Genomic DNA, 21,346 nt, shown 5'->3' on the forward strand with positions numbered 1-21,346 from the left:
TTTTTTTCTATTATATATGTTTGCGCTGAAAATACAGTAAACCTGCCGTTATAAAAAGAATAAACTCTCTTGTAACGACAATAAAAAGCTCTGTAATGAAAATCTAAAAAGCTAAAAGGCGATGCCTTTTAGCTTTTTTCTTTACACGTCCATTTAATTAACAGACCGCAGTGCGTTAATCCTCCTCCAAAACCATAGAAAATAAGGAGGTCATTATCCTGTACTTTTCCTGTCATTATTCCTTCGTTTAAAGCTAGCGGAATAGAAGCGGAAGACGTATTTCCGCAGTATTGCACACTCGTTAACGTTTTATCCATTGAAACACCCGTTTTAGAACAAATAGCTTCAATCATTCGAAGGTTTGCACTGTGCGGAATAAACCAGTTTACATCAAAAAGAGAAATGGAAGTATTCTTTAATAATGCTTCTACTCCTTTTGGAATCGTTCGTACAGCAAAGCGGTATACTTCACGCCCGTTTTGAACTAAATTCCCGCTCGAGTTAATTTCTTTTCCCGAAAGAGTATTAGATAAGTTAGAACGATATAAATTTACTCCTCCGCTTCCGTCCGTTCCGTAGTGACATCCTAAGAAACTTGGATTATGCTCATCGTACTCTACAAGCATGGCTCCCGCTCCGTCACCAAACAGCACGCATGTGGCCCGGTCCGTATAATCTGTAATTTTCGACATGACTTCAGCACCAATAACTAAAATCTTTTTATGCAATCCCGACGTCACTAAGCCGTTCGCCACATGAAGGCCATATGTAAATCCAGCGCATGCTGCACTTAAGTCAAATGCAGCAGCTTGATCAATATGAAAGTAATCTTGAACCTGACATGCTACGCTAGGAAAAAAGTGATCAGGCGTTGTGGTCGAAACAATAATTGCATCTACATCTTCTATTTTTACATCATATCGGTTAAGCAAATTTTCAACGGCTTGAATGGCAAGCGTGGACGTGTATTCGCCTTCCCCTGCAATTCGTCGTTCTTTCATTCCCGTGCGCTGTACAATCCATTCGTCACTTGTATCAACCATTTCTTTTAAATGGTCGTTCGTTAATTTTTGCTTTGGTGTATATATCCCCATTCCCGTAATTCTAGCTTTTGACTGTATCATTTCTCCACCTCAAATCAGTTGATACTTAATTATAACACCTACTTTTAATATCTGGTACTAATTTATTAGCAGATAAAAAGCGCAAAGGCATACCCTTTACGCTTTTTATTAAATAGAATAATCTTCTGGAATAAATACTTTTAGCTGCTTAGGCTTTACATACACCTGCTCTCCCACTTGAAGGCTGAGGACTTTATAGTGCTCTTTGCTTAATTCAGCTTCTAAAAATTCTTCTGCATCTTCTCTTTTTAATTCAATTTGCACGATAGGCCCTATCACATGAATATGGCTAACGGTTGCAGAAACAGCATCTGCGCTTGTTTTTGCCTTTTCAAGGTGAATATCATGAGGTCGTACATATCCAACAGCTGCTTCTTCATTTCTTCCGTTAAATTCTGGAATATCCATTTCAAAGCTTCCTTGTTTTAGTTTTCCCTTATGAATGCGGCCCTTGAATAAATTGACGTTCCCTAGAAAATCGTACACAAATGGACTGTTAGGATGATCATATACTTCCTCAGGACTGCCAATCTGCTCAATTTTACCGTTGTTCATCACAACAATACGATCGGCCACATCTAAAGCTTCTTCTTGATCATGTGTAACGAAAATACTCGTAATATGAAAATCATTATGCAATTTACGCAGCCATCTGCGCAAATCCTTGCGAACTTTTGCATCCAAAGCGCCAAAAGGTTCATCTAATAGCAGTACTTTCGGTTCTACTGCTAACGCTCGAGCAAGCGCTACTCGCTGGCGCTGTCCGCCCGATAATTGAGAGGGATAGCGATTTGCAAGCGGCTCTAGTTTAACAAGCTGCAGTAGCTCGGTTACTTTATTGATAATGTCTGTTTTAGAAGGCCTTGTTTTTTTAGGTCGTACTTTTAAACCATACGCAATGTTATCAAACACAGTCATATGCCTGAACAAAGCATAGTGTTGAAAAACAAACCCTACATTCCGCTCTTTTGGATTTATGTGCGTAATTTCCTTTCCATCAAATAAAATAGCTCCTTGATCAAGATGTTCAAGACCGGCAATGATACGAAGCAAAGATGTTTTTCCAGAACCGGACGGACCGAGTAAAGCTACTAATTCACCCGTTTGAATATCAATGTTAATAGAATCCAGCGCTTTAAAATCACCAAAGTTCTTTGATACGTGCTTAATATGGATACTCATCTCATAAGCTCCTTCCTATTCAAATATGTTTGGCTTTCCACTCAATAATATTTTTTACAATTAATGTAAAAATAGCCAAAACTGACATTAAAGATGCTACCGCAAACGCTGCTGCAAATTGATATTCATTGTAGAGAATTTCAATATGAAGAGGCATCGTATTTGTCATTCCTCGAATGTGCCCAGACACAACGGAAACAGCTCCAAACTCTCCAATTGCGCGCGCATTACATAAGATAATGCCATATAATAAGCCCCATTTAATATTAGGTAACGTCACTAGAAAAAAAGTTTTGAAACCGCTGGCTCCTAACGTTAACGACGCTTCTTCTTCGGCTGACCCTTGAGCTTGCATGAGTGGAATCAATTCTTTAGCAACAAACGGCAGCGTTACAAAAAGAGTAGCTAAAATAATACCGGGAATAGCAAATACAATTTTGATGTCGTGATTAAACAACCATTCTCCGAATAACCCTTGTGCACCAAATAATAAAATAAAAATCAATCCAGCAATAACAGGCGAAACAGCAAACGGCAAATCAATAAGCGTAATTAAAATATTCTTTCCTTTAAAATCAAACTTTGTAATTAACCATGCAGCTACCACGCCGAAAATGGCATTTAAAGGAACGGTAATAAGCACCACAATTAGCGTTAGTTTAATAGCAGCCAAAGCATCCGGATTCGTAATCGCAGCAAGATACGTTTCCCACCCTTTTTGAAAAGCTGTCATAAAAATGGTGATGAGCGGGAGCACTAAGAATAGAGCTAAAAAAGCCAGTGCAATAAATGTAAGCAGCCACTGGACGACTTTGGGCTCTTTTAAACTAGAATGATTAAGTTTAACAGTCGTTTTTGCATGCTGCATTGGAACATGTCCTGCCAATGTCATCCCTCCTTAACTATGTACAAATTTACGATTTGTCCACCATTGAATAATATTAATAAGTAATAACAGAAAAAATGATACAACGAGCATGACTGATGCAATAGCAGTAGCGCCCGCATAATCGTACTGCTCGAGTTTTGTCATAATAATAAGCGGCGTAATTTCAGTTTTCATCGGCATATTTCCAGCAATAAAAACAACTGACCCGTATTCTCCAAGCGCTCTTGCGAATGAAAGAGAAAAACCTGTTAAAATAGCAGGCACCAGCTCTGGAAAAATAACTTTTCTGAACGTTTGCATTCGGCTGGCTCCTAAGCTAGCAGATGCTTCTTCGATCTCCGCATTAAAGTTTTGCAATACTGGCTGCACCATTCGGACAACAAACGGCAGACCAATAAACGTCAGAGCGATAATAATTCCGATAGGCGTAAATGCGATTTTAAACGTAAATAATTGACCAATCCATCCTTTCGGAACGTAAAGAGTGGTCAAGGCAATGCCGGCAACAGCCGTTGGTAAAGCAAACGGCAAATCTACAAGTCCATCAATAAACCTCTTTCCAGGAAAATGATATCTCACTAATACCCATGCAATAATAGTTCCAAAAATAACATTAATAATCCCTGCTGCAAATGCTGCTCCAAAACTTAATTTATATGATGCTACTACTCTAGAGTCTATAACAGTTTTAATAAAGTCGCTCCATCCCATAGATGCCGTATTTAAAAAAATCATAGCTAACGGAAAAAGCACAAGGATACTTGCATAAAACATCGTAAAACCTAAAGAAAGCCCAAATCCAGGTAAGATGCTTTTCTTTTTCTTCTGTCGTTGTAACACGCTCACGTCTTACACCTCTCTCTGCTTTCAAGATACATATACACAGAAGATACGAATTACCATTCGTATCTTCCTCATTTACTTTTTTAATGCATCATATTACTTTGGCTGATAAATCTGATCGAATGTTCCTCCATCGTTAAAATGAGTTTCTTGAGCTTTTTTCCAGCCGCCAAAATCTTTAATGGTGACTAGGTTAAGAGAAGGAAATTGATCTTTGTGTTTCTCTAATATTTTTTCATTTCGAGGACGATAGTAGTTTTCCGCTGCGATTTCCTGACCTTTTTCTGTATATAGATATTTCAAGTATGCTTTTGCTACCTTTGTTGTGCCTTTCTTTTCAGCTACTTTATCTACTACAGCAACAGGCGGTTCTGCTAAAATACTCAATGACGGTGTTACAATTTCAAATTTATCTTTTCCTAGCTCATTTAACGATAAGTAAGCTTCATTTTCCCATGCAATTAACACGTCTCCAATGCCCCGTTCTACAAATGTAGTTGTCGCTCCGCGTGCGCCTGAGTCTAACACTTCGACATTTCCATAAAGTTTACTCATGAAGTCTTCAATCTTTTTGTTATCTCCGTTATATTTATTCTTCGCGTATGCCCAAGCCGCTAAATAATTCCAGCGTGCGCCTCCAGACGTTTTTGGATTTGGTGTAATAACGGATGTACCTTTTTTCGTTAAATCATCCCAATCTTTAATTCCCTTTGGATTTCCTTTACGAACTAAAAAAACAATTGTTGATGTGTATGGTGTAGAATTATGAGCCAATTCTTTTTCCCAGTCTTTGTTTAATAATTGGCGAGTTTGAGCGATTTCATCAATATCGTATGCAAGCGCCAGCGTTACGACATCCGCTTCTAAACCGTCAATTACTGCTCTACCTTGCTTACCAGAGCCACCGTGTGATTGCTTGATAGTAACGTCTTGCCCTGTTTTATCTTTCCAATAAGATGCAAAACTCTTATTGAACTCCTGATAAAGTTCACGTGTAGGATCATATGAAACGTTTAAAAGCTCTACTGGTTTTTTTGAATCGTTTTTACTCGCAGAACTATCTTTCCCTGCTGTTTCAGTAGATTTCCCATTGCCGCAACCTGCTAGTACGACGAGCAGTGCTGTTAGCACCATTAAAAACTGAACTGCTTTTTTCTTCATGTTTTACTCCCCTTTTTATAAAAAATACAAAAAGGCCGCTATCTCTTTGAAAAGAGAAGCAGCCTTCAGTTAGTCTGATCAGCGTATATGCTCTTAAATTATTCTTATTAAATTTATTCGTAAGAATAAAAAGAAGATACTTTCTGAAAAGACAATTTATTCTTGTTTTTATAATAAACACACTTTACCTATTAGTCAACTAGGTTTTTAATCTTTTTTACACTTATTTTAGTTCTTTTTACGTGTTTTCCTTACTTACTGCGTGTCTGATACTCTTTTTCTAAGTCAGAGAGCGTGAGTTCAAAAAGATGATGGTTTTCTTTTTTGTAAACCCCTTTTTTTAATAACTCTTCAATGAGGTATTGTTTTCTTTGCCGCACCGCTGCTCGTAATAAATTTTCCATCTTTATTCCTCCTATTCTATTCATCTAAAAATAAAAAAGGCTTCTAACATAGGTTAGAAGCCTTCGGTAACCCGATCAGCACAAGGATGAAACTGTCAGATCTTTATCATTTTAAAAAGTATAAAGCTGCTGCTTCAGCAGCTTTACACTTCTCATCGTTATACTTAGACAACCTATAACACAATTTTAATTCGAAAAATTCTAAATCTTCCATCAATAAAAAGTCAATTATTCTTTGGATATGCATATTTTCTATACTTGATACAGTACTCCCACTTTGCTGCCAAAGACTTCAATAGCTAGGCCGTCTCTTCCATGTTTGTGGAGAAAGTATTTAACTAGACTTATTTGTGGCTTGCTACTTTGCTTTTAGCTAAAAAACGGTTTTTTTCCGTACTGTCCACTTGAGTAATTTGTCCGTCGTGAAGAGTAATTAGTACAGATCCATAGTTGATTTCAGTTAGTAATTTAACAATATAATCTAATTTTTCTTGTGTAATTGAAGCCATTTTATCATTCTCCTATTCATAGATAAATTTATATTTTAGTTGCAGTTGAATAAACAAAGCGAACAACATCTATAAGTACTTGTATAATGTGCAGAAGATAAATACATGGTAATCCTCCCCATATGTTCAGTTGAAGATTGAGATTTTAATGACCACAACCAATGTACAGAAAAGGCCCACACTAGTAGCGAACAAGTATGAGCCTTCGGTTGACCGATCAGCTTCTTTAGCATCCCAATTTTTTCAAAAGATTTATACTATCTATATTATTTACACTTTACCTATATGTCAAGTAGGGATTAAAAAAATAAATAGATATTATTAAATTTTTTTATATCTTTGACCTAATAAAAAAGACTCATCTGCATGAACTTACACAGACGAGTCTTTTTTAGTCCTATTTTTTTGGATAGGCAGGGTTACCGTAAAGATGCTTCCTTGTTCTTTTTTGCTTTCAACACGTATTGCGCCCTCATGCAGCCGAACAATTTTTTTTGTAATGGCTAGACCGAGGCCGCTTCCTTTTAACGTTCTCGATTTATCTACTTTATAAAAGCTTTCAAAAATATATTTTTGATCTTCTTCGGCAATACCAATTCCATTATCCTTTATTTCCACGTCTATTTCTTCGTTTTTTAGAGAAATGGATATTTTCACAAATCCATGTTCAGGCGTATATTTAATAGCATTTGTTACTAAGTTTAGCCACACTTGCTCTAACAAATCTTTGTCTGCTTCCATTTGAACATTGGATAAATCAAGATCAATTTCTATGTTCTTTTTTGTCCACTGAGGTTCTAAAGCCATGACCACATGCCTGATTTGTTCATCCAGGCGGTATGGCTGCAGCATTAGCGTTTGATGTTCAGAGTCTAGAGAAGCAAGCTTTAACAAATTGGAACTAAGCTGAGAAAGTCTTGTACTTTCTTTTTCAATAATCGTTAAATATTGTATCTTTTTATCTTCACTGACGATATCATCTTTAAGTGCCGCTGAAAAACCGCGAATAGAGGTCAGCGGTGATTGAATCTCATGCGAAACGCTAGCAATGAACTCTTGCCTCATCGTTTCTATTTTGTTTAATTCTTTAGTCATTTGATTGAAATTTTTAGTTAACAGACCGATTTCATCATTCGCTGCGTGCTCGACTTGCACATTGTATTCGCCTTGTCCGACCACTTTCATCGCTGTACTGAGACGCTTAATCGGTTTAATAATAATCATTGAAACATATGCAAATAATACAATACCCACTAATAAAATCGTAATAAGCTGGATATTTTGAACATCTTGAATAACTGAAAATTGCCGCTGTGGATGAGACTGAATAAATAGAGCATACGACCGTCCATTTTCTTTAAAAGGAAGACCCACTACGTTTGGCTGTGGACGATCATCTTTTTCCTCGTTTAAATTAGAATAACGCTTCCCGTCTAATACTTGATCTACTTCTTTCGGTGTAATTGGAATAGGCGGTCCTGGCTGTCCTAATACTTTTTCTTCATGCTGATCATCAATAATAATAAACGAAAAATGAATGAATGATGAATTAGATAAAAACCTTGCAGCTTTGTCGGAGTCTTCTGCTCCGTACAAATCAATAAAATCTTCTCCCATCTTCACCATATCCTGACCTAATCGCATTTCGAGCTTCTGCTTGCTAAGAAATGTCGTAACGACAACGGTAATCACAACGCTCAATAAAATTGTAATGATGAACGACAGAACCAGCTTTACATAAATTGATTTCACGTTAACACCCTTCTGCTCTATAACCTAATCCGCGAATTGTTTTGATTTCCATACCGACGTTTTTCATATGATTAAGCCTCTCTCGCAGACGTTTTATGTGAACGTCTACCGTGCGCTCATCGCCTTCATAATCATATCCCCAAATTAATTGAATAAGCTGATCACGAGTAAAAATCTTTCCTGGAGAACTAACGAGCGTGAACAGTAATTCAAACTCTTTTAACGGCAGCTGTTCGCTTGTTTCTCCTGCACTCATCTCTAATTTGGTACGGTCTAGTTTTATATTCCCCATATAGATTACATTGTTAGCTTCTACTCGGTACCTGCGTAAAAGAGCCTTTACACGAGCAACCATTTCCTGAGGATCAAAAGGCTTCACGACATAGTCGTCTGTTCCGATATCAAATCCTTTTAGCTTATCATGCGATTCGCCTCTAGCTGTTACCATTAAAACCGGTATATCAAAATACTCCTTAATTTCCTTTGTTAGTTCCCATCCGTCTTTAAATGGCATCATGATATCAACGACTGCTAGATCAATTCGAAACTCTTCCATTTTCGTCCATGCTTCTTCACCATCTGCTGCTTTTATAATTTTAAATCCTTGATTTTCTAAATATAATGATATCAGCTCTCGAATATGTTGATCATCATCTGCAACTAATATTTGAATCATACATGTCTCTCCCTATTCCTAAGTTTGTCCAGCTTTTACGCACAGTAAGCTCTCTGTTTATACCAAACAGAGAGCCGCATAAGATCATACAATGATTTTATACTTCAAATATGAACTGAATATGAACAAACTGATTAACGCTTAGTGACTGAAGTTGTTTGCTCGTTCTTTTTCTACAATTCCCTCCAAATACGATAAAAACGTGTGACGTAAATCTCTGCGCTTTAACGCAACTTCTACCATCGCTTTCATATAGCCTACCTTATCTCCAATATCAAAGCGCTGCCCTTCCAGTTCAAGAGCAAACAATCGCTCTTTTTCACATACCACACGCAGTGCATCTGTTAATTGTAATTCATTTCCTACCCCTCTTTCAATCGTTTTTAGATAAGAAAAAATAGAAGGATTTAAAATGTAGCGGCCCATAACGGCAATAGTTGACGGAGCTTGTTCTATCGATGGTTTTTCAATCAAGTCATTCACTTCATGAAGGCTGCCAGATTTATTTTTCGGCTGAATGATTCCGTATTTTGATACCTCTTCAACATCCACTTTTTGAACTCCGATAACTGATTGATTAGTCGTTTCATACGCTTGGATCATCTGTTTGAGCGCAGGTTCTTCAGAAGTCATAATATCGTCTCCAAGAAGAACAGCAAACGGCTCATCTCCAATAAACTGTTCGGCACAAAGAATAGCATGACCGAGTCCTAACGGCTCTTTTTGACGAATATAGTGAATGCTGGCCATTGATGAGATCGTTTGTACTTCTTTTAACATGTCAAACTTGTGTTTTTCTTCAAGCATTTGCTCTAACTCAATTGATTTATCAAAATGGTCTTCAATTGATTTTTTGTTTCGCCCTGTAATAAAAATAATACTTTCAATGCCTGATTTCACAGCTTCTTCTACAATATATTGTACAGCAGGCTTATCGACAATTGGCAGCATTTCTTTCGGCTGCGCTTTTGTCGCTGGCAAAAATCGAGTTCCTAAACCGCCTACTGGAATAACTGCTTTTTTTATCGTCATATATGAATCCCTCTTTCTTTTTTAGTAGTAAATACAAATAATTTAGTACCAATAAAGTTGATACCGACACTTGCGATTGTAATTAAAAGTTTACTGATTAGCAGCGATATACCCCATTTATTATATAGAACAATCAACAGAAATGATGTTAGGGATAAAGTGATCAAATTTACGATCACGAATGAAATCACCTCACGCTTACTGCTTTTTTCTTTTCTCTCAAACGTCCATTTGCGATTCATGACATAACTGTTTAAGATGCCCGCACTGTATGAAATCCACTGCGCTAGTATGTAGTTAACACCGATTGTTGTTAAAAGTGCGTATACTACAAAATCAATCAGTGTATTTACAACTCCTACTAACGCAAATTTAATAAAAGATATCCATTTGTTAGTCACGAAGTGATACTTCCTTGCGTGTTTCAAGCTGATACTTTTCACGGACGATATAGAGTGGACGATTTTTTGTTTCATCGTAGATGCGGCCAATATATTCTCCAATCATACCAAGAATAATTAAAATGATGCCGCTAAAGAATAGCTGAATGACAATTAATGACGACCACCCGGTGATGGTGCTGTCTGTAAATAACTTCAAATACAGCACTACTAAAAGATAAATAAAGCCGATACCAGATAGAGTTACACCAGCATAGCTAGCTAGCTTTAATGGCTTATATGAAAAAGATGTAATACCATCCATTGAAAGCTTCAGCATCTTTTTCAAAGGGTATTTCGACTCCCCGGCCAAACGCTCGTCTCGCTCATATTCTACTGCTGTTTGCTTAAAGCCAACCCAGCTTACTAATCCGCGAACAAAGCGATTTTTTTCTTGAATGCTATTCATTTGATTGCACACTTTGCGATCTAGCAAACGGAAATCCCCTGTATCAAGTGGAATATCAATATCGGTCATCGCACGTAAGAAGCGATAAAACATAGCAGCCGTTTGTTTTTTAAAGTATGTTTCTCCTTTTCGCTTTGTACGCTTAGCGTATACAACGTCAAACCCTTGCTTCCATTTTTCAATCATCTCTAAAATCAATTCGGGCGGATCTTGCAAATCAGCATCAATCACAACGACCGCCTCTCCTCTTGCATAATCCATACCCGCTGTAATAGCAATTTGATGACCAAAGTTACGGGCAAAATCTAATAAAACAACCGCTGGGTCTTGCTCACTGTACTCTTTAATGATTTCTGCTGTTCGATCTCTACTGCCGTCGTTCACGAAAAGAAGCTCGTAAGCTTCTTTCGTTGAACGCATCACTTCTGTGAGACGGCGGTAGGTTTCATGAATCACTTCTTGTTCGTTGTAGACAGGAATAACAATAGAATATTTAACAATGGAACTCATGTTCATGCCCTCCTTATTTAAGCGTTATTTCGTATAGTGTTCCGTTTCCAGATGGCCCTTGCTGAGCACTTGATGACGTAGACTGCCATTTGGAAGAAGGAATCTCCTTACTATTGTCTTTAATCCAAGTGATAACGTCAGATTGACCTCCCTTGCCCATTCCAGACAGGTAGAAATATTTCACTTCACCTTTTTTAATCATGGCTTTTAATTTACTTACCGTTAAAATTGGATCTGAACCGCTAAATCCACCCATTGCCATTACTGGCTTGCCCGTTTTGATAATGTAAGGTGCAGCTGAAGTTGAGTCCGTTGTGGCAAATAAATATTTTTCGCCTGTATTATTTTTTGTTAAATAGTTTAGTAGCTTTTGGTTTACTTCTGCGTTCATCCCTCCACTTTTTCGTTTTGAAGAGGATGATTTGCTTGAAGAGCTATTTGGCATTTGACTATTATTGGACGAACCGCTTGGCGGCTGCATTTGACCATTATTGGACGAACCGCCCGGCATTTGACCGCCGTTTGATGAACCGCTTGGCGGCTGCATTTGATTGTTCGATGATGAATTGCCGCTAGAGCTTCCTGGAGGCTGCATGCCGTTAAAACCAGATTGTTTGCTATTTGTAGCTGTGCTTGGAGGTCCTCCCATACCGCTTGAAGAATCAGGACCTGCTGATGGAAGCATGCTATTTCCACCATAAATAATTGGTGTCATCGCCCAGTACGCCGGCATCGCAAGTAAGACAACCATCGCTGCGGCTCCTAGGTAGTTCGTCAACGAATTTTTACGCTGTTTACGAACAGCTAAAACAAGAGCTAAAATGACGCCCAGTGCTCCTACACCTGCAATTGGCGCTACGCCGATTGAGCTGACATAAGGAGACATAATATATACTTGAAGTGCTGCTGTTGTTAAAATACCACCTGGCAGCAGCCATGATTTCCAGCCATTATGCTGTTTGTACATGCTCCATAAAGCTACTGCTCCCGCTCCAGCAAATGCAGCGATTGGAGGTGCCAGCATAATTAAATAATACTGATGGAAAAATCCTGCGATACTAAAGAAAACAGCTACTGGTAGCAGCCACGCTAACCAAAATAAACTTTCTTTTTGTTTTGTCGTGTAAGGCCCTTTAAATTTTACTCCGGCAAATAGACCCACGATTGAAAAGATTACAAATGGTAATAACCAGCTGATTTGATCTGATAACCCTTTTTGAAATAGTCGGAATGGACCAGGATTCCCCGTGTTGAACATTCCGTTTTGATTCCCTCCACCTGGAGCCTGCATCTTTTGAGAAGAGCTGCTCTTTCTTTGATTTGAGCTTTGTGAAGAATCAGCACTTGAATTACTAGTTTGTTTTGTTTCACTGCTTGCTGTTTGCTGCTCAGTTTGAGCAGGCTGTTTATGACCGCTTCCCGTCACACTTGTATTTCCAGTTAAACGATTAATACCGTTATATCCGAAAGCAAGCTCTAGAACTGAATTTGTTTGACTGCTTCCCATATAAGGGCGCTTATCAGCAGAAGTAGAATCTACCACAACTGCCCATGAGACAGAAACCGCGAGCATTAGTGCAGTCGCTGTTGTCAAAAAAGCAATTTTCTTTTTCCAAGTGATTTTGGTTGCCACTACATAGAAAACATAAAATGCTGGTAAAACCATGTATGCTTGAAGCATTTTCATATTAAATGCAACACCAATCATCGCAAAAGCTGCTAACACCCAGCCAAATTTAGCCGTACGCACAGCACGAAATAACATCCACGTTGCTACTAGTAATGTAAATACAAGCATACTATCGATATTATTTGTTCGGCTTACCGCAGGCACAATTGGCGTCAGAGCCATGGCAAGAGCAGCAAATCTCCCAGCCCATACGCCAAACGTACGTTTTACGAGCACGTATAGTAAAAGGACTGAACCGATGCCTGCCAATGCTTGCGGTAGAATGACGCTCCATCCGTGAAATCCAAATATTTTAGCGCTAATTGTCTGAATCCAAAATACAACCGGCGGCTTATCAATCGTTACATAGCCTCCTGGATCAAAAGATGCATAAAAGAAATTATGAAAACTTTGAAGCATACTTTTGACAGCTGCCGTGTAATAAGCATTGGCGTATTCATCTGTCCAAATTTTAAATAAGTTCAAAAACGCTGCAATTAAAACAATGGGAACTAAAAATAAGTCTATTCTGTTTTTATTTGAAGTTCGTTCTTCTTTCACTTCACTGTTCATGTGTTTCATTTCACTCCTTCGTAATTTCTGACTTTAGTCTAACAAGCATATGTGAACTGATTATGAACAGGAAAAATAATTTTTTATTTTTTTAAAACCCATTTGACCTCTTACACTCACCAATGAAATATTTTACAATTAAAGAATCAAGCAAATGAAATAGAAAGCGTATTCTTGGAATGCTGCAGCTTCTATGAAACATTATTATCAACACTTCATCCACTTCTTGCTGGGAAAGGAGACAACTTTATGATTCAAGTAAAAGATATATACGGAAATTTACCCACACTAGAAACCGAAAGACTCCGCTTGCGGAAAGTTACAAAAAAAGATGTGCGTGACATGTTTGAATATGCCTCAAATGAAAAGGTAAGCAGATATGTAAATTGGGAAAAGCACCGAAAGCTTCAAGATACAAAAGAGTTTGTTTCCTTCGTTCTAAAGCAGTACAGCAACCAATCCATTTCTCCTTGGGCTATGGAAATCAAAGCCTTAAAAAAATGTATTGGCACCATTGACTTTGTCACTTGGAACCCTACTCATCGCATTGCGGAAATTGGCTATGCGATTTCTGAAGCATATTGGAATAAGGGATTTGTTACGGAAGCAGCTGAAAAAGTAATTGCGTTTGGATTTGAAGAAATGGATTTAGTGCGCATTCAGGCGAGGTGCTTTGTTGAAAATGCCGCTTCTGAGAAAGTGATGAAAAAGATCGGCATGTCTTATGAAGGAACGATTCGAAAAGCCATGTTTATTAAGGGAGCTCACCAAGACTTAAAGTTATATTCAATCTTGCGAGAAGAATATACACGCAACGCGTAGAAAATGTATAAAATACTTTCCATAACATAGGCTAACTTCAACACTAACTCTTCCTTTTGAGGTGAACAATGTTGGAGCAAGCAATTCAGCATTTAGACTTATCTGCACATGGTTTGTGGTTTCCGATTACCGTTAGTTTATGTTTATTTATTCTTGCCCTTGTTTTATTTAAACGACAGCTAACTTGGCGAGATTTTTATATCACGTTTAGCGTAGTTGGATTTGTCGGATGGCTTTGTGATGTTATCATTACGCGTGTTTTTAACATGATTGATTTGGGAGACCCAAAAGTTACAGGACTTGGAGATATTCTAAGCTATACATTTATTCCACCTTCCCTTTCCATTTTATTTTTGACTTACTTAACAGCTAAAAATAAATGGGTTTTATCACTTCTCTTTTGCGCTGGTTCACTACTCATAGAATACGGAATGATTAAAAGTGGCTATATGCATTTAAACGGCTGGTTTTTTATCTATTCAATAGTGGTATACTTCCTCGTTTATGCTTTGGTGCTGCCATGGCATATGGCATTTATTAAGTAAAAAAAGCGGATGTTAATTAACATCCGCTTTTTTACTATGCGCTTACTTTCTATCTGCTGAAATCCATATTTCCTACCGACGTTTAGAAGAATGAATCTCTACATATGTAACACAGGTGCCGCGTGTTCATCTCCGGTCATTTTATTCGCCGTGATGACACATGCGCGCGGCTATGTTCTTCAGGACGTCTAAAACCAATTTTTAAAAGCGCTGCTTCTAAATTTGCTTCTGTTTTAATTTGATTAAAATCAATTCCTAGTTTCACTACCGTTTGGGCAATTTCCGGTCGTATCCCTGTTATAATAGCTTCCACTCCTACTAATTTGAGAGATCGATGAATTTTGAACAGATTATCTGCTACCATTGTATCAATAATCACGACACCTGAAATATCCAAAATAAGATAGGATAATTGAAGGCTTGTCCCTTTTTTCAAGCAGGTTTCCATCATAACTTGCGAGCGGTGGGTATCAATTTCTCCAATAATCGGCATAATAGCAATCCCTTTTGTGACAGGTACAAGCGGAACTGACAGTTCTTCTAGTGACGTATAAGCTAAATTCATCATGTATCGATTATGCTCGTCATAAATTTGACCAAAAACACATGTTACCGTATCTAAAAGCGGATCAATCCGTTCACTGACATGCAGCATAGTAATTGCAGCAAACTGATGCTCCTCTAGTTCTCTTGTAAATACATCCCAAATAACGCTGCGATAGATTGGTAAGGTACCCAGTGCTTTTTCTAACGGAATATTTTTTTCTACCGCATATTTTCCCGTTTCTAGTGCCCATTCTTTAACAAGTTTAAGTACATCCTCTTGTTCTTCAAATAGGGATCTTCCAAAGTATTCCATGATTAACACTCGCCACTTCAAAATTTTCTTTTCCTTCAATTCCTCTAGACTTAGCGTATGCGTAGAATCTAATCGTTCGGCTAATTTTTCTGACAAGCTATATTTATGTTCAATAATCTTTTTTCCTATATACACGAGTTCCTCTTTCATAAAATACGCTCAGCTCCTCTTTTCTGCTATTTTTACTGCGTATATAACCTTGACTAAGCCTACTTACCCAACCGACAATTGACTAGCCTTCCTAAAAATAACAAAAAAGCGGTTATTTTATGAATTTTCTTTCTTTTTATTATAGTACCAGAGCAAGAGCCGCACAACTGAAAGTTTGCTGCGAATAAAATTCGTAATTTGACAGAGAAAACAATCCTGTTTGAACTCAAACAGGATTGTTTTCTGTATTTACTTATCTCACTTTACACTTGGAATAGCCAGACAACAATCGGCCCAAAAACCGACCCCAGTACAGCACTTAACGTCATTGATACCGAGCTCATCGATACCGTTAGTTCACCGTATTCAAATGCTTTAGAAGTTCCTAGCGCATGAGAAGCGCTGCCTAGGGCAATTCCTTTTCCTAAAGAACTTTTAATACGAATCCACTTTAAAAGTAAAGGTCCAAGAATTACTCCCGAAAAGCCTGCAATCATAACAAATACCACAGTCATGGATGGAACCCCTCCTAGTCCCGTGGCAATTTGAATTGCAACGGGAGTGGTAATAGACTTAGGAACAATGGATAAAATCAGGCTTCGGTCAATGCCGAATACTTCAGCGAACACGAGTCCGCTAATCATGCCTGCAAATAATCCTACAAACACTCCTCCAATAATAGGAATGCTGTATTTCACTAGCATCTCACGCTGTTTATACAGTGGATACGCTAATGCAACAACCGCTGGCCCCAGAAGTGAATTAATCCATTTGCCTCCAATCATATACTCGTCATAGGAAATATGAAAGGCAAGCAAAAGAAGAATAACGAATACGGTTGTAGTTAAAACTGGAATAAGGATTGGGTAAGAGAACCGTACGTATATTTTTGCCATGACTAGATACAGAGCAACTGTAGCTATGATTATAAAGAGCGCGATAAAGAATTCTTGCACTGTTGTTTCTCCTTTCGTTTGTTCGCTTTCTTTTCTAAAAGTTGACTGGCAGCCCCCGCGGCAGCCATCGTAATGATTGTACTAAGCACAATAATTAAAAATAAAATCGCTCCGCTGCTTGAAAGAAGCGAAGGATAATTCATCACTCCTGCCATAGCTGGTATGAATAATAAAGGTAAAAAAGATAACAAGAAGCTTGCTCCGTCTTCAATCACTTTGATGGGAACAACTTTGCACGTTAAGCAAATGAGCATTAAAATTAAGCCTATAATACTGCCTGGAATAGGCAGGTGAAGCATGTGGTGAAAAGCTTCGCCAATCATAGAAAAAGCATAAAGAATCGCGATTTGTAAAATGATTCGTATCACTTTCATTATAGGTCGCTGTCCTATAGATAAAGAACAGCTGTCCTCCTCTCTTTATTTTGTCATGTTGTCTAACATTTAACTATATAAACATCCTTTACTTTACCTGCTTTTACTTGTACTATACAACTATATATACATTTGTATTATACAAGTATATATTTCTTTGTCAATGAATGATTTTGTAAGGAGAGATTATAATGCAAGAAAAAAATTCAATTGAATTGATTGAATATGAGCTTACTACCTTTATTAGACGAGCCGTCTATCTTGATAATTCTGAAAATAAAATAGGAAATCTAGAAAGATCAGCTTATTTATTATTGCGGCAATTAGATGAATTTGGACCAGCTCGTGTAAAAGAGCTGGCAGAAGCATTTAAACTCGACATTTCAACTCTGTCTAGACAAGCATCTGCTTTAGAAAATAAAAAGTTTATTTCCCGTTCCTCTGATCCTTCGGATGGACGCGTCAGCCTATTTGACATCACACCACGTGGAAAAAAAATGCTGCAAACTGATAAGCAAATGCGCCTTGAACGCTATCATAGTATGTTAAAGGAATGGTCAAATGAAGAAAAGGAGCTGTTTGGCAAACTATTAATGCGGATGAATGACGCATTTATCGATTAAATAGAAATTCATGAAAATTAGGCTGCTGCTGCAAGGTGTTTGTCCCTGTCTCTTTTCTCTTTTTTGCATTTAATGTAAAGAGACTATTGAAAAGGATGTATGATTATGTCTGTTCCGAACAAACGGAAAGCCGCGCCCTGCCTCTTCCCCGGCTATAAATGGTGTGGTCCCGGATGCAGTGGTCCCGGATGTCCGGTAAACGATGTAGACTGCTGCTGCAAATACCATGATTTATGCTATGAAGATTACGGATCATGCCGCTCATGTGATGAGCAATTTCTTGACTGTCTTTGCTCCAAAGCAAATCCGTACAGTTTAAAAGGAAGACAGGCATACGCCATGTATACCTATATGCGGCTGAAGTTAGCTTTAAAACAATATGACTAAGCATAAAAGAGGAGAATTGAAAAATTCACCTCTTTCTTATGCCATTTTATCCGTGTGAATCCAAAAGCGTTGAACGACAGTTCCGTCCTCTTCTATATAATCCTCGTCTTGTACACCACCGTTTGCCAGAATAGTTCGACGAGAAGCGGTGTTCCAATCATCACACACAACTAATGCCCGTTGAACTCCCAGCTTTTTAATTTCTTGAACAGATAACTTCAGTAGCAGCTTCGCATATCCTTTTTGTCTTTCGCTCGGCCGAATACCATAACCTATATGTCCTCCGCTGTTTCGCAGTATTTCACTTAGCTCATGGCGGATATTAACTACGCCTATTACTTTTTCGTGATGCATTAGCCAGTAGGTGGAATCGGGTACATATCCTTTTTTTAACCCGATCCCTTTTTCTGCATCTAACAACTCTTGAACCATTTTTTCAAAGTAAGCAGGTTCTTTATCAATTACCCACGGAATCATTTTTTCTCCGCTTGCTTTCCATTCATGATAAAAGTTCATATAAGCCTCTTTATAAGCTGCATCTGGTTTCATTAAAACGGGGGTTTCCACGTGCCTTCCTCCTTTTTGTCTATTATGTTTATACTACCTAGTTTTTCCAATAAATAAAAGAGGATAATTTACATTATGTGATAAGTTTGTTTATTCATTTATTTATAAGATATGTAACAAAAAGCACTCAATGGATATACCATTGAGTGCTTTTTATTCTACTGCCGATTGTTTAAATAAATTCCTTAAAAAACCTCGTCACTTTTGCAAGGGCGTATAGGAAGGTCCGCTTCATAACAGGTTCTTCTGTCTTTTGGATGTCAGGAGATTTAATCCATCGCTTATGGTTAGCAATAAGGACACTTTTATCCATTTTGTTTTCCATCGCCATCGTCAGCTTTTTTGCAAATTCTTGACTATCGATAATGACCATGGATTCACTATTCAAAAATGTAGAACGGCAATCTAAATTAAAAGAGCCTACGGCACTGAGTCTTTGATCATAAATCACAGACTTTGCATGAATCGAATAAGGTCCTTGGTATTCGTAAAGCTTTACACCTGTTTTCACAATCGTATCACGCATACTTATATACCCGGAAAAAGCCAACACATTGGGCGTAGATGTAACTGAATTTGTGAGTAGCGTCCATTGAACAGCTGGATTCTTTTTCATTGCTATATACTTTCTCATCGCATTGGTTGGCACCACATAAGGACTTTGAATAAGAACAGAGCGGTTAGCTGCTTCTGCCAGATTAATAAACGTTTTCCACATAAAAGGTCGTTTATTAAAGCGTTCAATTGGATTATGAATAAAAGAAACACGCTTTGTAGGAACGGTGGAAGCATTCCAATTAATCTTAGGCGTCGCAAACGTTTCTCCTACTTGCTTAGCTTTATCATATTGCTGCAGCAGCAAAGCTTTCATCCTATTTCCCTGATCGACCTGGTACTGCGTGAGATGATAAAAAGCTTTTTTAGTGTAAGGATGAGCCCATAATTCATTTATATAATTTTGCATTTGAGTGATGACGCTATCTTGTTTATGTTTGCTGTTTGTAATAAAGACATCACGATCATAGACGAAATCTGGAGGAGGCTTTTTAGCCAAATACTTGTCCCCTATATTCCGTCCTCCTATTATACCTAGTCTACCGTCTACAATCATTATTTTGTCATGCATACGATTTTGCCACGCCCAAGGTTTAAACAATTGAAGCGGTTCGTAATACTTCACTTCAATATTGGGATGTAAAGCTAATGCATAGAGCACGCCTCTTCGATTTCCTCGTAAGCCGTTAGCTATCCCATCTAAGAGAACGCGAGTATGGACGCCTCGATCAGCTGCTTTAAAAAGAGCGGCCATAATTAAATCAGTTGACTCTCCTTTTCCTATTGAGTAATAAGCAATATCAATCGATTTCTCAGCTTCTTGAATCATTTGAATACGAACTCTTCCTGCCTCATAACCATCTTCAAGAAGTCTCACTCGGTCCGTAGACTCCCTGTGACCAAAAAAGCTAGTCGGTTTAATTGAAGTCGTTCCCTCTCCTGTTTTTAAAGGTACATAAAAGAGAACCACCGCCGCTATAACCACGTACAGAATATATAAAGATAAAATAATAAGTAATCCTTTGAATGCTATTTTTATCATCGCAACTCCAGCTTCTTGTCTTTTTCTGTTATCGTTCACAAATAAGGACCATTACATGCAAGAAACTGCTTCCTTGATTGCTTTGCCCTTTGTCTTTTTGACACATTTATTTTTTCTGATTCACTATTTGTATAGTATGCTAGTACATATCATAGAAAAAAGGATGATGGTGATGGAGGAATATTCTTTTCGTTTTCATATCACAGATTCTTACCCTTTGCAAAATGAAAACGATAAAATAGAAGCTGTGGTACGCACCAAAATCAAGCATGCGGAGGGAGGATGCTTGTATGAGGGTTATCTTCGTATTCATATCACTAAAATCGGGGTATTCCCTGTAGCAAAAGATATTGCTGAAGCGATTAGCGTTCGTTCGCTTCGTCAGCAGTTAGCGGCCGAATTAAAAAGATACGTACGGCCGCACCGCAATTTTTTATAACTTTATCCAAACATTTGTCCAAGTGGACTTTCATCTTCAATAATATCTTGAATAGCGTAGATAGAAATTGGAAAGTAAGGAATTCCATATGCGTAAGGGGCCAGGTCATACAGCTGATAAAAGAGCACAAGTGATTTATCGGCGATATAAAAATCTTGATCTGGTTTAATTCCTTTATACTCTCCAAGAACCATAATATCGCGCTCTTTTATTTGCTCTCCTACTATTTTAGAAAGAATGCTCACGTAATTACTGTCTTTTTTAAATAGATCTTTGAGTTGATACGTTTTTCCACTCAGCACATTAAACGTTAACGGAACGACCACGGTCAAACCATGCGCTCCCCCGGAATAAGCAAAATTGACAAGTGTTAAGCTGAGTACATTTCGCTCGTTCGTTTTCAACTCATAATAACCCGTTTCTTCCGTATCCGGATTTTCTCCATATCCCTGCTGACGAATTAATTCATTCGTGCGCTGCAAAATTTTACTGTTCATGCTGTGCTGAACAGCTTGATTAGTCAAATGTACAACTGGATAATAAACGTTTAACTTTTTCTTCACTATTTGTTGAGAATATACGGTTGCAGGTAACGTAACCATCGCTTCCTCCTCTTTGTATACAGGTTGTTACATTCTATTCTTTTAGCCTCCATTCCATTACTGAAGCAAAGAAAGATTCAGACATAGCGAAATCAATCCAACCTAAAGACAAACAAACTGGATAAATGCTCTAGTATGGATTGCTTGTAACACCGCTATTGATTTCCGCAGAAGTCTTCGCCTTGCTCTCCAATCACCAGCTAGAAGCACACTCATACATGAAACCTATGTTAACTTTATCAATGAAAAAAT

Annotated in this window: 24 protein-coding genes; 5 read left to right on the forward strand and 19 right to left on the reverse strand. The window is 37.9% G+C overall.

Annotation, left to right across the window (positions count from 1 at the left end; genetic code table 11):
* Nucleotides 1-128 precede the first annotated feature (128 nt).
* From ACFX40_RS15625 to ACFX40_RS15685, 13 genes are all read right to left on the reverse strand, one after another.
* The gene (locus ACFX40_RS15625; RefSeq protein ID WP_377255498.1) at nucleotides 129-1,124 is read right to left on the reverse strand and encodes a ketoacyl-ACP synthase III; all 996 of its coding nucleotides are present in this window, start codon (nucleotides 1,122-1,124) and stop codon (nucleotides 129-131) included.
* 108 nt (nucleotides 1,125-1,232) lie between these two features.
* Nucleotides 1,233-2,306 carry a sulfate/molybdate ABC transporter ATP-binding protein gene (locus tag ACFX40_RS15630; protein WP_377255501.1) on the reverse strand — a complete coding sequence of 358 codons (1,074 nt, stop codon included), beginning with the start codon at nucleotides 2,304-2,306 and terminating at the stop codon, nucleotides 1,233-1,235.
* A gap of 19 nt (nucleotides 2,307-2,325) precedes the next feature.
* The gene (cysW, locus tag ACFX40_RS15635; RefSeq protein ID WP_028408705.1) at nucleotides 2,326-3,192 is read right to left on the reverse strand and encodes a sulfate ABC transporter permease subunit CysW; all 867 of its coding nucleotides are present in this window, start codon (nucleotides 3,190-3,192) and stop codon (nucleotides 2,326-2,328) included.
* Nucleotides 3,193-3,204: 12 nt separating this feature from the next.
* Nucleotides 3,205-4,041, reverse strand: a complete 837-nt coding sequence (gene cysT, locus ACFX40_RS15640; protein ID WP_377255504.1) for a sulfate ABC transporter permease subunit CysT — start codon at nucleotides 4,039-4,041, stop codon at nucleotides 3,205-3,207.
* Between the two features lie 93 nt (nucleotides 4,042-4,134).
* Nucleotides 4,135-5,199 (reverse strand): sulfate ABC transporter substrate-binding protein, encoded by a 1,065-nt coding sequence (locus tag ACFX40_RS15645; RefSeq protein WP_025752130.1) that lies wholly within the window; start codon nucleotides 5,197-5,199, stop codon nucleotides 4,135-4,137.
* A 251-nt stretch (nucleotides 5,200-5,450) separates the two neighbouring features.
* A complete protein-coding gene (locus ACFX40_RS15650; RefSeq protein WP_034275894.1) occupies nucleotides 5,451-5,603 on the reverse strand; it encodes a Fur-regulated basic protein FbpA in 153 nt (50 codons plus the stop codon).
* A gap of 344 nt (nucleotides 5,604-5,947) precedes the next feature.
* Nucleotides 5,948-6,112, reverse strand: a complete 165-nt coding sequence (locus ACFX40_RS15655; protein WP_013056824.1) for a YezD family protein — start codon at nucleotides 6,110-6,112, stop codon at nucleotides 5,948-5,950.
* Nucleotides 6,113-6,484: 372 nt separating this feature from the next.
* Nucleotides 6,485-7,864 (reverse strand): sensor histidine kinase, encoded by a 1,380-nt coding sequence (locus ACFX40_RS15660; protein WP_098249845.1) that lies wholly within the window; start codon nucleotides 7,862-7,864, stop codon nucleotides 6,485-6,487.
* Between the two features lies 1 nt (nucleotide 7,865).
* Complete coding sequence (locus ACFX40_RS15665; RefSeq protein WP_028408707.1) at nucleotides 7,866-8,540, reverse strand: response regulator transcription factor; 675 nt, start codon at nucleotides 8,538-8,540, stop codon at nucleotides 7,866-7,868.
* A gap of 141 nt (nucleotides 8,541-8,681) precedes the next feature.
* Nucleotides 8,682-9,572: a UTP--glucose-1-phosphate uridylyltransferase GalU gene (gene galU, locus ACFX40_RS15670; protein ID WP_098249846.1), complete on the reverse strand. Its 891-nt coding sequence runs from the start codon at nucleotides 9,570-9,572 to the stop codon at nucleotides 8,682-8,684.
* Nucleotides 9,569-9,973 (reverse strand): GtrA family protein, encoded by a 405-nt coding sequence (locus ACFX40_RS15675; RefSeq protein ID WP_377255507.1) that lies wholly within the window; start codon nucleotides 9,971-9,973, stop codon nucleotides 9,569-9,571. Before ACFX40_RS15675 ends, galU begins: the two co-directional genes overlap by 4 nt.
* Complete coding sequence (locus ACFX40_RS15680) at nucleotides 9,966-10,931, reverse strand: glycosyltransferase family 2 protein (RefSeq protein ID WP_028408710.1); 966 nt, start codon at nucleotides 10,929-10,931, stop codon at nucleotides 9,966-9,968. Before ACFX40_RS15680 ends, ACFX40_RS15675 begins: the two co-directional genes overlap by 8 nt.
* A gap of 13 nt (nucleotides 10,932-10,944) precedes the next feature.
* Nucleotides 10,945-13,182: a glycosyltransferase family 39 protein gene (locus ACFX40_RS15685; RefSeq protein ID WP_377255510.1), complete on the reverse strand. Its 2,238-nt coding sequence runs from the start codon at nucleotides 13,180-13,182 to the stop codon at nucleotides 10,945-10,947.
* A gap of 240 nt (nucleotides 13,183-13,422) precedes the next feature.
* Between ACFX40_RS15685 and ACFX40_RS15690 the strand changes: the two genes are divergently transcribed.
* Complete coding sequence (locus tag ACFX40_RS15690) at nucleotides 13,423-13,995, forward strand: GNAT family N-acetyltransferase (RefSeq protein WP_014460341.1); 573 nt, start codon at nucleotides 13,423-13,425, stop codon at nucleotides 13,993-13,995.
* A 68-nt stretch (nucleotides 13,996-14,063) separates the two neighbouring features.
* Entirely contained in the window at nucleotides 14,064-14,540 is a 477-nt protein-coding gene (locus ACFX40_RS15695) for a hypothetical protein (RefSeq protein ID WP_377255513.1), read from the forward strand.
* Nucleotides 14,541-14,676: 136 nt separating this feature from the next.
* Here ACFX40_RS15695 and ACFX40_RS15700 read toward each other — a convergent pair whose 3' ends face one another.
* The 3 genes from ACFX40_RS15700 to ACFX40_RS15710 form a co-directional block, all read right to left on the reverse strand.
* Nucleotides 14,677-15,549 (reverse strand): STAS domain-containing protein, encoded by an 873-nt coding sequence (locus tag ACFX40_RS15700; protein WP_028408714.1) that lies wholly within the window; start codon nucleotides 15,547-15,549, stop codon nucleotides 14,677-14,679.
* Nucleotides 15,550-15,812: 263 nt separating this feature from the next.
* Nucleotides 15,813-16,505, reverse strand: a complete 693-nt coding sequence (locus tag ACFX40_RS15705) for an LrgB family protein (RefSeq protein ID WP_028408715.1) — start codon at nucleotides 16,503-16,505, stop codon at nucleotides 15,813-15,815.
* A complete protein-coding gene (locus tag ACFX40_RS15710; RefSeq protein ID WP_060747352.1) occupies nucleotides 16,475-16,879 on the reverse strand; it encodes a CidA/LrgA family protein in 405 nt (134 codons plus the stop codon). Before ACFX40_RS15710 ends, ACFX40_RS15705 begins: the two co-directional genes overlap by 31 nt.
* Nucleotides 16,880-17,070: 191 nt before the next feature.
* On the opposite strand from ACFX40_RS15710, the gene ACFX40_RS15715 reads away from it, so the two are divergent.
* Together ACFX40_RS15715 and ACFX40_RS15720 are read left to right on the forward strand one after the other, a co-directional pair.
* The gene (locus ACFX40_RS15715) at nucleotides 17,071-17,502 is read left to right on the forward strand and encodes a MarR family winged helix-turn-helix transcriptional regulator (protein WP_060747353.1); all 432 of its coding nucleotides are present in this window, start codon (nucleotides 17,071-17,073) and stop codon (nucleotides 17,500-17,502) included.
* 105 nt (nucleotides 17,503-17,607) lie between these two features.
* Complete coding sequence (locus tag ACFX40_RS15720; protein WP_081085336.1) at nucleotides 17,608-17,889, forward strand: hypothetical protein; 282 nt, start codon at nucleotides 17,608-17,610, stop codon at nucleotides 17,887-17,889.
* 36 nt (nucleotides 17,890-17,925) lie between these two features.
* Here ACFX40_RS15720 and ACFX40_RS15725 read toward each other — a convergent pair whose 3' ends face one another.
* Complete coding sequence (locus tag ACFX40_RS15725; RefSeq protein ID WP_263034689.1) at nucleotides 17,926-18,438, reverse strand: GNAT family N-acetyltransferase; 513 nt, start codon at nucleotides 18,436-18,438, stop codon at nucleotides 17,926-17,928.
* 190 nt (nucleotides 18,439-18,628) lie between these two features.
* Nucleotides 18,629-20,053 (reverse strand): phospholipase D-like domain-containing protein, encoded by a 1,425-nt coding sequence (locus ACFX40_RS15730; protein ID WP_377255516.1) that lies wholly within the window; start codon nucleotides 20,051-20,053, stop codon nucleotides 18,629-18,631.
* Nucleotides 20,054-20,225: 172 nt separating this feature from the next.
* Here ACFX40_RS15730 and ACFX40_RS15735 point away from each other — a divergent pair, with 172 nt between their 5' ends.
* Nucleotides 20,226-20,492 carry a diaminopimelate epimerase gene (locus tag ACFX40_RS15735; RefSeq protein WP_377255519.1) on the forward strand — a complete coding sequence of 89 codons (267 nt, stop codon included), beginning with the start codon at nucleotides 20,226-20,228 and terminating at the stop codon, nucleotides 20,490-20,492.
* A gap of 2 nt (nucleotides 20,493-20,494) precedes the next feature.
* On the opposite strand, the gene ACFX40_RS15740 is transcribed toward ACFX40_RS15735, so the two are convergent.
* The gene (locus ACFX40_RS15740) at nucleotides 20,495-21,094 is read right to left on the reverse strand and encodes a DUF3298 and DUF4163 domain-containing protein (protein ID WP_377255522.1); all 600 of its coding nucleotides are present in this window, start codon (nucleotides 21,092-21,094) and stop codon (nucleotides 20,495-20,497) included.
* Nucleotides 21,095-21,346: the final 252 nt, after the last annotated feature.

The sequence above is a fragment of the Priestia sp. YIM B13552 genome (assembly GCF_042787775.1).
Classification (GTDB): Bacteria; Bacillota; Bacilli; order Bacillales; family Bacillaceae_H; genus Priestia; species Priestia megaterium_E.

Coding starts and splice junctions, on each gene's coding strand:
- ACFX40_RS15625 (WP_377255498.1), bottom strand. CDS start 1,124: ATGATACAGTCAAAAGCTAGAATTACGGGAATGGGGATATATACACCA.
- ACFX40_RS15630 (WP_377255501.1), bottom strand. CDS start 2,306: ATGAGTATCCATATTAAGCACGTATCAAAGAACTTTGGTGATTTTAAA.
- ACFX40_RS15645 (WP_025752130.1), bottom strand. CDS start 5,199: ATGAAGAAAAAAGCAGTTCAGTTTTTAATGGTGCTAACAGCACTGCTC.
- ACFX40_RS15650 (WP_034275894.1), bottom strand. CDS start 5,603: ATGGAAAATTTATTACGAGCAGCGGTGCGGCAAAGAAAACAATACCTC.
- ACFX40_RS15655 (WP_013056824.1), bottom strand. CDS start 6,112: ATGGCTTCAATTACACAAGAAAAATTAGATTATATTGTTAAATTACTA.
- ACFX40_RS15665 (WP_028408707.1), bottom strand. CDS start 8,540: ATGATTCAAATATTAGTTGCAGATGATGATCAACATATTCGAGAGCTG.
- galU (WP_098249846.1), bottom strand. CDS start 9,572: ATGACGATAAAAAAAGCAGTTATTCCAGTAGGCGGTTTAGGAACTCGA.
- ACFX40_RS15680 (WP_028408710.1), bottom strand. CDS start 10,931: ATGAGTTCCATTGTTAAATATTCTATTGTTATTCCTGTCTACAACGAA.
- ACFX40_RS15685 (WP_377255510.1), bottom strand. CDS start 13,182: ATGAAACACATGAACAGTGAAGTGAAAGAAGAACGAACTTCAAATAAA.
- ACFX40_RS15690 (WP_014460341.1), top strand. CDS start 13,423: ATGATTCAAGTAAAAGATATATACGGAAATTTACCCACACTAGAAACC.
- ACFX40_RS15695 (WP_377255513.1), top strand. CDS start 14,064: ATGTTGGAGCAAGCAATTCAGCATTTAGACTTATCTGCACATGGTTTG.
- ACFX40_RS15700 (WP_028408714.1), bottom strand. CDS start 15,549: ATGAAAGAGGAACTCGTGTATATAGGAAAAAAGATTATTGAACATAAA.
- ACFX40_RS15710 (WP_060747352.1), bottom strand. CDS start 16,879: ATGAAAGTGATACGAATCATTTTACAAATCGCGATTCTTTATGCTTTT.
- ACFX40_RS15715 (WP_060747353.1), top strand. CDS start 17,071: ATGCAAGAAAAAAATTCAATTGAATTGATTGAATATGAGCTTACTACC.
- ACFX40_RS15720 (WP_081085336.1), top strand. CDS start 17,608: ATGTCTGTTCCGAACAAACGGAAAGCCGCGCCCTGCCTCTTCCCCGGC.
- ACFX40_RS15725 (WP_263034689.1), bottom strand. CDS start 18,438: ATGAAACCAGATGCAGCTTATAAAGAGGCTTATATGAACTTTTATCAT.
- ACFX40_RS15730 (WP_377255516.1), bottom strand. CDS start 20,053: ATGATAAAAATAGCATTCAAAGGATTACTTATTATTTTATCTTTATAT.
- ACFX40_RS15735 (WP_377255519.1), top strand. CDS start 20,226: ATGGAGGAATATTCTTTTCGTTTTCATATCACAGATTCTTACCCTTTG.
- ACFX40_RS15740 (WP_377255522.1), bottom strand. CDS start 21,094: ATGGTTACGTTACCTGCAACCGTATATTCTCAACAAATAGTGAAGAAA.